Annotated in this window: 9 protein-coding genes and 1 pseudogene; 7 read left to right on the forward strand and 3 right to left on the reverse strand. The window is 63.6% G+C overall.

Annotated features, from left to right (window positions below; translation table 11 throughout):
- The first annotated feature begins 166 nt into the window (after nucleotides 1–166).
- From HUT10_RS11010 to HUT10_RS11020, 3 genes are read left to right on the forward strand one after another with little or no spacing between them, the layout of a single operon-like run.
- Nucleotides 167–1,114: a serine/threonine protein kinase gene (locus HUT10_RS11010; RefSeq protein WP_176171098.1), complete on the forward strand. Its 948-nt coding sequence runs from the start codon at nucleotides 167–169 to the stop codon at nucleotides 1,112–1,114.
- Entirely contained in the window at nucleotides 1,111–1,758 is a 648-nt protein-coding gene (locus HUT10_RS11015; protein ID WP_176171099.1) for an ABC-three component system middle component 2, read from the forward strand. Before HUT10_RS11010 ends, HUT10_RS11015 begins: the two co-directional genes overlap by 4 nt.
- Nucleotides 1,755–3,833 carry a hypothetical protein gene (locus HUT10_RS11020; RefSeq protein WP_217709586.1) on the forward strand — a complete coding sequence of 693 codons (2,079 nt, stop codon included), beginning with the start codon at nucleotides 1,755–1,757 and terminating at the stop codon, nucleotides 3,831–3,833. Before HUT10_RS11015 ends, HUT10_RS11020 begins: the two co-directional genes overlap by 4 nt.
- A 499-nt stretch (nucleotides 3,834–4,332) precedes the next feature.
- Here the strand turns inward: HUT10_RS11020 and HUT10_RS11025 are convergent.
- Nucleotides 4,333–5,465, reverse strand: a pseudogene (locus tag HUT10_RS11025) (IS701 family transposase).
- A gap of 80 nt (nucleotides 5,466–5,545) precedes the next feature.
- Here HUT10_RS11025 and HUT10_RS50855 point away from each other — a divergent pair.
- Together HUT10_RS50855 and HUT10_RS50860 are read left to right on the forward strand one after the other, a co-directional pair.
- The gene (locus tag HUT10_RS50855; RefSeq protein WP_254896822.1) at nucleotides 5,546–5,953 is read left to right on the forward strand and encodes a transposase; all 408 of its coding nucleotides are present in this window, start codon (nucleotides 5,546–5,548) and stop codon (nucleotides 5,951–5,953) included.
- Nucleotides 5,954–5,993: 40 nt separating this feature from the next.
- Complete coding sequence (locus HUT10_RS50860) at nucleotides 5,994–6,470, forward strand: transposase (protein WP_254896823.1); 477 nt, start codon at nucleotides 5,994–5,996, stop codon at nucleotides 6,468–6,470.
- Between the two features lie 172 nt (nucleotides 6,471–6,642).
- Here the strand turns inward: HUT10_RS50860 and HUT10_RS11035 are convergent, their stop codons facing one another.
- Nucleotides 6,643–7,098 (reverse strand): peptidoglycan-binding protein, encoded by a 456-nt coding sequence (locus HUT10_RS11035; protein ID WP_176171100.1) that lies wholly within the window; start codon nucleotides 7,096–7,098, stop codon nucleotides 6,643–6,645.
- Between the two features lie 248 nt (nucleotides 7,099–7,346).
- A complete protein-coding gene (locus tag HUT10_RS11040) occupies nucleotides 7,347–8,312 on the reverse strand; it encodes a helix-turn-helix domain-containing protein (RefSeq protein WP_176171101.1) in 966 nt (321 codons plus the stop codon).
- 256 nt (nucleotides 8,313–8,568) lie between these two features.
- Between HUT10_RS11040 and HUT10_RS52190 the strand changes: the two genes are divergently transcribed.
- Together HUT10_RS52190 and HUT10_RS11045 are read left to right on the forward strand one after the other, a co-directional pair.
- Nucleotides 8,569–9,057, forward strand: a complete 489-nt coding sequence (locus HUT10_RS52190; RefSeq protein ID WP_368660756.1) for a hypothetical protein — start codon at nucleotides 8,569–8,571, stop codon at nucleotides 9,055–9,057.
- A gap of 239 nt (nucleotides 9,058–9,296) precedes the next feature.
- Nucleotides 9,297–11,738, forward strand: a complete 2,442-nt coding sequence (locus tag HUT10_RS11045) for a hypothetical protein (protein ID WP_176171102.1) — start codon at nucleotides 9,297–9,299, stop codon at nucleotides 11,736–11,738.
- Nucleotides 11,739–11,750 lie beyond the last annotated feature (12 nt).

The raw sequence follows: 11,750 nt of genomic DNA on the forward strand, positions 1-11,750 counted from the left end.
AGGGTGTTCACGAAGCGGTCCGCGAGATCGTACGGGAGGGTGCGTGACTGAGGCAGCCGTCGAGGCCCCTACGGCAGGCGTTTCCGCCGGTCGACCCCCGATTAGCTTCGCTGCGCACCAAGTCCGCACGGGAAGCACTGACGGTGCCCGGCACGACTTCGAACAGATGATCGCACTGCTCGTAAAAGCGACCAGACCGAATGCACGGCTCATCGCCGCCAACCCAGGCGACTGGGGTATCGACGTCGTGGCAGGTGACCTGGGCGGTTCGGTGTTCGTCTGGCAGGCGAAGTACTTCTATCCAATCACAAAGAAGTCTCACCAGCAGGACATCCGCGACTCGTTCAAGTCTGTGCGCGCTGCAGCCGCAGCCCACGGACACAAAATCGAGCAGTGGGTCCTCTGCCTACCTTCCAGCATGGACGCTGAGACCGACAAGTGGTGGGGAACGTGGAAGAAGAAAGCCGAGAAAGACTCCGGCATCGCCATCGAGCGGTGGGACGAGTCGCAGCTACGCACCCTGTTGATATCGCCGGATGCCGAAGATGTCCGACGAGAGTACTACGAGGCGCCGTCACTCACCGCGCCGACTGAGCCGGCCGAGGCAGAACTGCGTGATCTGGACATCTCCGATGCGGAGGATCTCGAGTCCGCCTTGTTCATCCACCAGCTGCATGCGGCGGGTCACACAGAGACGATGTCAGCGAAGGCTGCCTTCTTCAACGCTGAGCTACTGGCTCGGGAGGTCGTCGACAAGGCGGTTCCCTCAGAGGTCAAGGCACTCAGGACCGTTGACATGAGCATTCACGCGATCTGGGAAAGCAGGTTCAACGACTCCTGTCAGACTGCCACTGGGACTCTGCTACCTGGGCTGCACACCGCAGTGATGGACACCGTTCGAGCGGAACACTCCACTCTTTCGAAGGCCCTGCCGTGCACAGTAGTGCATTCGTACGGCATGATGCACCGGATCGTCGAGGATCGCCGCGCTGGCTGGGTACGCCACTGGCGGCAGATATCGGAACAACACACCGCCGCCAAGCAGGACGTTCAGCCGCAAGTGACCGACAATGCCGACAGCGAGGCTTCCCGTGACCCAGGTGAGTCCCAATGAGCTCACTCGACTCGAACTCGTGGTTAGCACTTCCGAAGTGGCAGCCCGTTGCAGTTCCCGAGGACGACGTCGTGTTCAGGCTCGCCCAACTCCTCCTTCTCTTCCAAGCACTTGATCGCGCCGACGTCGCCAGCGCAGACATCGAGCGCCTCGGGTACTACGACTTTCTCTCCGCCAATCCCTTCCTGATCGCCGAGGACATATCGGCAACCGACCGGACAAAGCTGCTCCTCGCGGGCTTCGATGGTCGCGCCCTGAGCTATGCGAGCCCTTCACAGCGATTCACCAGCCGACGAGAGCGGCTGCAGCACGATCTTGTTCTTCTTCTCGCCTACGGTCTGGCGGATGCCATAGTTTTACACGGTGTCCAGTATTCGCTGACCGGCGAAGGTCGGCGATTGGCATCGCAGTTCACGGCAGTGTACGCGCAGTCGTACAGCGTGGCTGCGGATATTGTGCTGCGACACGTGCGACGACTCAGCCCGACACGGCTACGCGAGAACGTCCATCGTTGGTTGTCGGTCTACGGATCGCCGACCCACCCCGGGGCAGCCGAACTCCTCGACATCGTCGGCGACATGCCAGCCGCAACGCGCACGGTGCTGCCGACAAGACTCGATCACGAGGAGGACACTGATCGATGAGCCAACCCGACACCTCGGAAACAGCTTCGTCAGCCAACTCAGCGCACCCTGAACGAACCCGCCGAGGCATCCGACCCGTGCGGCTTCGACTGCGTGGGGTCGACATTGACTACGAGGTCGACTTCCGCGTGCCCGATACACCCACGCCACGTTCGCTTTCGATCATCGCGGGAGCGTTCAGCACCGGGAAGAGTTCGGTGCTCGAATTCATCGACTACTGCCTTGGGGCTCGCGAGCATCCACGCCATCCAGAAATCCTGCGCAAGGTGAGAGCAGCTCTCCTTGAAGTCGAGTTGTCCGGTCAAGCTCACGTAATCGAACGGTCCGTAGGCGAGTCGTCACCTGCCGCTTTCGTCCGCCCCGGCCGACTCGACGACGCCGACAAGGCTGTCGCCGAACGACGTCTGATCCGGCCCCCATCCGACCAACACAGTCTCTCCAGTCTGTTGCTGTCACACTGCGGCTTGGAAGGAGTGCAGCTACGCGAAGCCCCAACTCAGGCAGCTTCCGAAACGGACAGTATGAGCTTCCGCGACCTGATGTGGCTGTGCTACCTGCCGAACGAGCGACTCGCAGACAAGAATCTGCTCTTCGAGAACGACCGGATGAAGCATCTCAAGCTGGGGCAGGTCGTCGATGTCGTATTCGGGGTCCACGATGATGCAGCCATCGAACTCGGACGTCGAGTGACTGAACTAGAACGGCGTCTGTCGCAGGCCCGCGTCGAGCATTCAGCCGCACAAAGGTTTCTCGACGAGCAAGAGCTCGGCAGCCGACTTCAGGTCGAGGCAACCTTGGAGCAGGCCGAACGCCGGCTGTCGAGTATCACCGCGCTGATCGCAGATGCCGACAACAGTGTACGAGCCGCCACCTCCTTCGCAGAAGAGCTTCGCACCCGTCACCGCGAAGCGTCCACTCGAGCGCGGCAGGCTGCCGCCCGCGTTCGAGATCACGAGACACAACTGCAACGCATGACGCCGTTGCGAGCCCAGTACGCCGCGGACATCAACAAATTGACCCTGCTCGCTCAGGCACGTAGCTTGTTCGACCCTCTTCGCGTGCAGGTTTGCCCGGCCTGCTTCAGTACGCTCGGTGCGGCTCCACGCCTGGAAGACAACCGCTGCTCCCTTTGCAAGCAAGACGTCGCTGACAGCAATCAAATACTGACATTCGGTAGCAACTCGAACGGAGACGAGATCAATCCGGCCAGTGGCACAGCTGGGGCCGAAGGCCCTCTTCTCGATGTCGGCATCGAGCTCCGAGCCACGAGAGCCCGCCTCAAAGAGATAACGGCATACGTGGAAGCCCTTGATTCGCAACTGGGCCCCCTGCGAAGCCTCGCCGCCGAGGCGCGCGAGGTCGAGAGTCGGGCCGCGAGGGCACTGGATCAAGCCACACGTGAGACGATCACGCCGTTCCTCAGTCAACGTGATGACCTTGCGGCGCAGCGGGAGGCGGCAACGACCGAACTGCAGCAAGCTCGCGCCAGCCGACGGATGTTCGACGGCCTCGACCGACGCGCAACTGACGTTACTCGACTCGAGAACAACCTGACGAGCTTGCGTGCGGAATTGACGGCTGCAACCTCAACGAGGCCGGACCGGAACAATATCATTCATTTGATCAGTCAACGCTTCGCCGACATCCTTGTCTCGTGGCGATACCCGAAGATCGATCAAGCGTTCATCAATGACAGACTTATACCAAACATGCGAGGTGACAGCTACCGCACTGCATCCTCCGGCGGCCGGACATTGATATCTCTAGCCTGGATGCTGTCTATCTTCGAAGTCGCATGGGAGTCCGACGCTGCCCACCCGGGGTTCCTCATGATCGACAGCCCCCAAAAGAATCTAGGCCAAGGCGGCGAGCGCGATGCTGAATTTGCGGACACGGTCGCGGTAGGCGAGTTCTACCACCACTTGCACCGCTGGCTGGCAGGCCCGGGAAAAGGCGCTCAGGTCATCGTCGTCGACAACGCGCCACCCCAAGATCAGGAGGCAGACGTCGTCATCCGCTTCTCCGGGCGTCCCGATCAGCCACCGTACGGCCTGATCAGCGACGAAACCATGTGATGCCATGAACACGTCGGCAGAAGCACGACTGCGGCGCGTTGACGCGTCGTGTCATGCCGACCTCGCGCCCTCCAGCCATGCACCCTTCACCGACACGCCCGTTCACGTTGTGGCGCGCGTCACAATCAGGCTTCCTCGGCGTGACCCATTTCGTGACCCGAAATCGTGTTCAACCGTGTGAGTTCTGGGGTCACGCGAGACAACCCTGAGGACATAGTTGCTGGTAGAGGCCTTTGACGGCATCGTCACCCACTCTCCTAAAGCGGGCTTCACAACGTCGAGTCTATTAGCGGAGTTAGCTTCCAGACTGCTTCACACGTCTAGTACCGCAACGGCAGTTAGGTGAGTGGGTAGCCGCGTCGTTTGCAGTGGCTGAGGCGGGCTTGATGTTGTCGTCGGCGGCGCCACCGCGACCAGGCCCAGATGTGGTCGGCGGTGTCGGTGACACGCAAGACCAGTTTGATGAGCAGGCGCCGGATTTCCGGTAGCGTGAATCCGATCATGCCCGCCTCGGTGACACCGGTTCCCCTTTTGCCACAAGGGATCGTGAGACGGCGAGCCAGGCGTGGGCGAGCATCGCGAGGGTATGTGGGCATACCAGGCTCGCCAGGATCGGACCTGATACTGATCGAGTCCGGCTTCGTTCTTAGCTTGCTGGAAGCATTCCTCGATCCGCCAGCGTGTCCCGGCGATCCAGGCCAGGTCCAGCAGGCTCGAGCGGTGGGGTCCGTAGCAGACGTAGCAGGCGATCTCGGTCGGATCGGAGAGTGAGCGGCGGGCGAGCAGCCAGTGTCCACGTCCGGGTTGCCAGCCGATCCGGATCGGCACTCGCGCCCAGGCGTACTCGCGTGGCCCGTGCGCCCCGGCCCCGACCGACAGCCGCCGCCACGCCCGGGCCGGCAAGCCTGCGAGCAGCTCGTCGGTGCGGGCTTCGCGGCCACCGGTGGTAACCAGGGTGTCGTTGACCTTGGTGGCCAGCACGTGCGCGGCGTCGTGGGCTTCCAGCCAAACCCGCAGGTACTTGACCTGCCCATACGCCTCATCAGCAGTAACCCAGGCGAAGGGCACCTTCGCCGCGGACGCCCGGGCCAGCATCGCCATCGCCTGCCGCGGCTTGATCTCGAACTCGATGCCCTCCGGGATCCCTGCCCGCCGGCACCGGTCCGGGTCGGCGATCCACGGCTCCGGCAGGTAGAACGCACGGTCGATCAGCGCATGCCCGCGAGGCGAGGCATAGGCCAGGAAGATGCCGATCTGGCAGTTCTCGATCCGCCCGGCGGTCCCGGAGTACTGCCGCTGCACCCCGGCCGAACGGGTGCCCTTCTTGAGAAACCCGGTGTCGTCGACGATCAGCACGCCACCCGGCTCGCCCAGGTGCTCGATCACCTAGTCCCGCACGTCGTCGCGGACACCGTCGATGTCCCAGTCCGCCCAGCGCAACAACCGCTGCATCCCGTCCGGAGACACCTCACCAGCCTGCTCGGCCAGCGTCCACCCGTTCTTCCGCTCCAACCCCGCGACCAGCCCGGACACATACTCCCGCGCCCGACCCCGCGGCTCCGACCGCGCAAACCGCCCCGCGATCCGCTCATGCACCCGGTCCAGCTGATCCATCACCACATCGACCACCACAACGATGATCTACCACAACACCACTAACTGCCGTTGCAGTACTAGAGCTTCTCTGACAAAGGTTTCGGTTGGTTGCCGGGATGCTGCTGGGCGTGTCGCGGTTCCGGTTGCTTTCGAATGCTCAGTGGGCGTTGATCGAGGACCTGCTGCCGGTCCGGACCGGTCGGCGTGGTCGTCCGTTTTCTGATGCGCGGGCGATGGTGGAGGGGATTATTTACCGGTATCGGTGTGGGCTGGCGTGGCGGGATGTGCCGGCGGTGTTCGGTCCGTGGCAGACGATCTGGACCTGGCATCGCCGGATGGCCGGCGACGGAACCCGGGACACCGTCCCGCACCGCCTGCTCATCGAAGCGGACGCTGCGGGCTTGGTGGATTGGTCGGTGTCGGTGGATTCCACGATCGCGCGGGCGCATCAGCACGCCACCAGCATCACCCGCCCCACAGGGGGCTGGTTAGAACTACACGGATCTGCAGGTCGAGCCGCCTGATCATGCGATCGGCCGCTCCCGCGGCGGGTGGAGCACCAAGGTGCATCACCTCGTCGACGGGAACAGCCGGCCGCTGGTGACGTTGATCGGGCCTGGTCAGGCCGGGGACGCGCCGATGTTCCCGCATCTGATGCGGCACCTGCAGGTCCGCCGGGCCGGGCGTGGCCGGCCTCGGACCCGGCCCGACCGGGTTCGCGGTGATAAGCCGTATTCCTCGATGGCAATCCGCGCCCATCTGCGCGATCGCGGCATCGTCGCGGTGATCCCCGAACAGGCTGATCAGGTCGGGCATCGCAAACGCCGCGGTTCTCGCGGCGGTCGTCCACCGGCGTTCGATCCGGTGGATTACCGCGGCCGCAACGTCGTCGAACGACAGTTCAACCTGCTCAACAGTGGCGTGGCCTGGCCACTCGTTACGACAAGTTGGCCATCGTCTACAGATCAGCGGTCGTCCTGCACGCCGTGGTCACCTGAACCAATGCATTGTCAGACACTCCCTAGGGCTAACTCTCGGTAGAGTTAACCAGCCTGTTCACGGTCGTAATGACATCGATGTCGTGGTTGGCCTCCATCGAGACCGTGCCTCCGTGCTCGACGGCGAGATCGTCGTCCACCAGGTCGAATTCACTTGCTGCCCGCGGCGTGGTGCCCGCTCAACCGGGCGGGCACCACGCGATCGACCATAGGTATCAGACGCGGTCGGCGAAGCGCTTGAACGCGGCCCTCGTCCCAGACCCGGCGACACCATCGATGGCTCCGGTGTAGCCGAAGCCATCCGCGAGCCTGCGCTGCAACGCCTTGATCGTGTTGGCGCCGACCACGCCGTCGAAGGGGCCCGGGTAGCCGTACCCGTAGTCATGGAGATAGTGCTGCATGGCCTTCCAACTGTCCTCACCCAGCTCCCCGTCGACCTGACCAGGATTATAGCCACGACTGATCAGGAAGTTCTGCACGCGCTTGCCTTCCGCAATGGTCAGGCCGAGGTTATCGTACGTGAGCCGAATGACGGCATTGGAACTTGCCGCCGAGCCAGAGGTCGGGGTGGTCGTCGCGTAGCTGTTGCCCGCGCCCGCCAGACCGCCGGTGGCGATCGCCGCGACGACAGTCGCGCCGACGAGCGTCTTCGCCAAAACGTTCGGTCGCATAGTTTTCTTCCTTCCGATTGAAAATTTACGAATTTGACCCGTCTTCTTGATGGTCGCGCCTTACTTTCGACTATCGTTTAGTCGGAATTTCGCCCATTTCGCCGCCACAAAGAGAGGAAACAGGTGGGATGCGACGCGTTGACCACCGTCCCCGTCGGGACCGTCTGTCGCTTCCTTCTTTATTGTGGCCGAGATCGACTGGGATGAGTTGACGGTTCCCGCCTGGCAGTTGTCGATACGTGCCGGTGTCAGTGGAGGTGCCGGTAGTCCCTGGGCGACATGCCATACGCAGCCCGGAAGAGCCTGCTGAACTGGGATTTGTCAGTGAAGCCCCAGCGGACGGCGACAGCGTGCACTGGGCTGGAGCGCAGCGCCGGGTCGGCTAGGTCGTGTCGACATCGCTCGAGTCTGCGGTGGCGGATCCAACCGGCTACCGTCTTACCCTGCCGCTGGAACAGCCGATACAGGCAGCGATCGGAAATGTGATGGGCAGCGGCCACAGTGCCCGGCGACAGCCCGGGGTCGGCCAGGTGGCACTCGATGAATGAATTAATTTCGGCGAGCAATGCGCGTTCCCGACTTTCGACGGGTAAAGCGTATTCCGCGTCCAGCACGTGAGCGCACCATGCCGCCAAAAGGTCTACCGTGAGAGTGCCGAGGCGGATCGCATCAATTGCGCCGAACTGCTCTCGGTTGCCGGCAAGCTCTTTGATAAAACTGGACGCTACGGCGCCTATTCCCCTGCCGGCCGATGAGCGGAGGGCCGTTAGCGGCGCGACGCGGTCGGGCGGCAACGGCAAGGCTCGCTTCGGAAATTGAGCCATAATCACCGAACAATTGTTCGACACGCATGGCTGGGTCCAACTGTCGAACGGGCGAGACGAGTCGTAAAGCATGAGATCGCCAGGTCCGATCTCGACCTGTCGACCTGCTTGACTGAACCGGTAGCGGCCGCATACGGGAACCGCTAGCTGAAACTGCTCAGGATCAGACTTTCTGATGTGTGTCGCTGTCCGAGAAGATCGGAGTTGCGGCAGACTCATCGTTGTGACCTGCACGGCAGACAGGTCGACCATGCGTAGTGCCGCGACGAAATTGCCAGGGCCGACATGGACCGTCTCGGTCGACACCAGCGCATTCGACGTCACCTCGCGCCATCGATCGAGCCGTTCGGCGACGGGCAGGTCCAGGGTCTGGAAAACAGTCTCGGTCATCCCTCCCCCTGAAATCGCACAGCTACCGAGCGTAGCTGAGACCGCACGCGGCTCGGCAGCAAGAAGTGTTCGACATCACGTACTCGACGGCCTGCCCGGCGGCGGGACACTGGTCCCCCGCCGTATTCACGGATCACCGATGTGACCTACAGACCCGTGTGCAGGTGAAACGCCGGATTCACGCGGCCGGCTTCGGCCAGCAGGTCGAGCAGGTCCCCTTGCGGACCACTCACTGCGAGGCCGCGACCACCCCACCGTGTCCACCCCACTGACGTGGGACGAGGTCGAAGCGTGCCGGCACACCAGCCAGCTCGTGTTCACCGCCGACGACGTCCTACTCCAGACAGGGCTTGCGAGGAACTGTGGTGCCTGGACTGGGCCCATGGTCGCTACAGGCGCCGCGGCTGACACCCGCCACTCGAGCCTGCCGCGGTGTTCTCCACGATCCGGATCGTGGCTGCTCCGCCACACGGCGCAACGGAGTCGGGGCGCGGCGTTCGCCGCCGCGATCCGCTATCCCGCCTGGTCGTGCACCAGCACGACCCCACCGCGACGTCTGGATGTTCGAATCGGTCGCCGAAGCGGTCGAGCGCCACGCGGTCGGCGTCGAAGTCGTCCGCCCCGGCATCGTCGCCGTGCACCGCCGGCGCAGCCGGCTACTTCGGTGGGCAGGATCAGTCGCCCAGCAGCTACTCGAAGAGGTATCCGCGAACGCTGGGGGCGAGCGCCAGATCGGGATCGCTGACGGCTTGTCCGCCGCCGCCGTCGCCGCCAGTCGTAGCACTATCGTCCCCACCAGTGGCGCCGCCACGTTCCTGGCACCACTTAGGACACTCATCCAGCTCCACGGCGAGATCTGCATCACGAGAAGATCACAAACGCACGTCACGATCATCATCTACCGTCACCGTTCTTCGCTGGGAGCTGCACACCCAACTGGCGCTTCCAGTCGGTCCCGGCGAGCAACCTGGGTAGATTGAACCAATGAGTGGGAAGCGCCAGAAGGCGCACCGGGCGAGGCAGAAGCGCGAGAAGGCGCAGCGCCGGCGTGCCCTTCCTCACGCCGTACCGGGCGTGGTCACCGAGATGGCTGTAATCGCCGACCGGTTCGCCCAGTACGTCGAAAATTCAGATGGCTACTTGGGCGCTGCCGAAGCCGCTCGTCAACGTCTGCGCGAGCTGGCTCAGACGATCGCGCAGCAGGCCTGCGGCTTCGATCTGCTCAAAGCGGTTTCCGCCGTACGCATCGGTATGATCATGAAGCAAGGGGGCCACGGGGTCGAACCGTCTGCAGCGGCCCTCGAAGTGATTGCGCTGGTACTGGCGTGCCGCGACCGCTCCACCGAGCCGGTCGTAGGCCAACAAGATCCCGCACGGTTCACACCGGATCCGCTGGAGGCAGCCGCGCGGGAGGCCCTGTCGGTGGGCAGCTTGATCGGAATCTTCGAGTCCCCACCGGGCGACGCGGAACAGGCAGTCCTCTTCCGGTCGGTGCAGCGCGAGGTCAACCTGCGAAACCCGGTCTACCCGCACATGCTGCTCGACACCTTGCTCGGGCTGTTCGGCGACGAGAAGGTCAACGACGTCTGTCGCGAAGTACTGGGTTTTACTGGCCTAGAGGCGGTGCATGTGATGGAGGCAGTACGCACCGCGTCACTTTCCGCGATACGGCAGCGGTTCTCTCGTATGGAAGAGGCCCGCGACGCCTCGCTTCCTTTCCTCGAGGCATTCCGCCGCGAGGGCCGGAATCCCACGTCAGAGCCGGATCCCGAGGCCGTGCGCGCGGTCCAAGAGATGTTCGACGCCATGAACGACCTAACGAAGAACATCTCCGAAGCCACGCTCATCGACGTCAGCGCAATCGCCTCACGGACGGGATACAAGCCAGCCGTCGTCGAGGCCGTGCTGGACGCCTTCACCCTCGGCAGCGTCCTCGGACCAGAAGAAACCCTGGAACGTTTCTTCCACGGTGACAATCCGCTTCGGACGGCTCCGATCGTGGTCGATCCCGCTGGTCGGCGCATGCTCGTCCACGACGGCTTGGCCCTGCCCGCCGTGCGGGAGGTCATCGAAACCCGGCTCAAGGCGGCGGGCCGCATGACGGCCTACGAGGACCACCGTGGGCCGTGGGTCGAGAAAGCGGCCATCGATCTCCTCGAACGAGCCCTGCCGCACGCGCGCGTGTACCGGTCGCTCAACTACTTCGTCCCTGATCCACGATCAGCGCAGCCCCAACTCGAACCGGCCGATTTCACCAAGCGCGTCGAAGCCGACGGTCTTCTGCTCATCGACGACGTCGCGCTGATCATCGAGGTCAAGTCGGTCTCACTCACCGGCGAAGCACGCGGTGGCGTCGCGCGCCGGCTCCGTGGGAAACTCCGGGATATCATCACCTCGGCCGCCGACCAAGCCGGCCGGCTTCGCGACCGCATCCTCACCGACAAGCGCCTCCGCCTTGACAACGGCGAATGGCTCGACCTGAGCGGAGTGCGCGAGGTCCACACCATCGCGGTCGGCCTTGAAGATCTGTCCGGTGTCACCACCACTATCCCTGCCCTGCTCGCCGCCGGGGTTCTCCGGCGCGACAACATCCCCTGGACCGTTTCGATACACGACCTGCGCGTCGTGTGCGAACTGCTCGACCGGCCGAGCGAGCTGATCCTCTACCTCCGGCGGCGCACCCAACCGGAAACCACGTGGAAGTACCGGGCAGTCGACGAGCTCGACCTCTTCATGCTGTTTCTCGAAGCACACTTCTACTTCGAACCCGATCCTGACCGCCTCAACGCGGACCTACCGTGGTCGCTGGCACCACGAACCGGCCAGCAGCGGCGACATCGTGAACAGGTCCCTCAGGTGGTCGAGAGCAGAACCGGATCGCTCGACGCCTGGTACTACGCCGACGAAGACGGCACCAAGGCTGCCAAACCTCGCTACAACGCCCACGACGCCATCGCCCGCTTGGTTGACGCCATCACCGAAGCCGCCGAGCCCGGCTGGCTGGCGACCTGCGTCGCCCTGCTCAGCCTGGGCGGTGCGGCGCAGAGGAAGTTCGGCCGCCTCGCCAGAGATCTGGCAAAGGTCGTCCGTCAAGATGGACAGCACCACTCCATGACAACCCTGCTGGGTGACGACACCGGACGGCACATGTTACTCGTCTGGGCCTGCGTCGGGCGCCACGAACAACCGGCCGAAGCAGCCGAATACCTGACGCGTTACCTTAAAGCCAAGAAGGTCCAGACGGGCGCGTACCGCGCGGCCTGCCTGATCTTCGACAGCAGCGGCCGATCTCTGCAACAGCTTCTGTATGACAGCACGCCGGTGGATCGAGAAGCGGTACCCGAGCCAGATCCCGGCTTGTTCCCACTCGAACGGATGAGCCAGCGTATTCCGCGCCCTGGGCGAGTACGCGGGCCGAAGCGGTAACACGGCAGGCAG

The sequence above is a fragment of the Amycolatopsis sp. Hca4 genome, from assembly GCF_013364075.1.
GTDB lineage: Bacteria > Actinomycetota > Actinomycetes > Mycobacteriales > Pseudonocardiaceae > Amycolatopsis.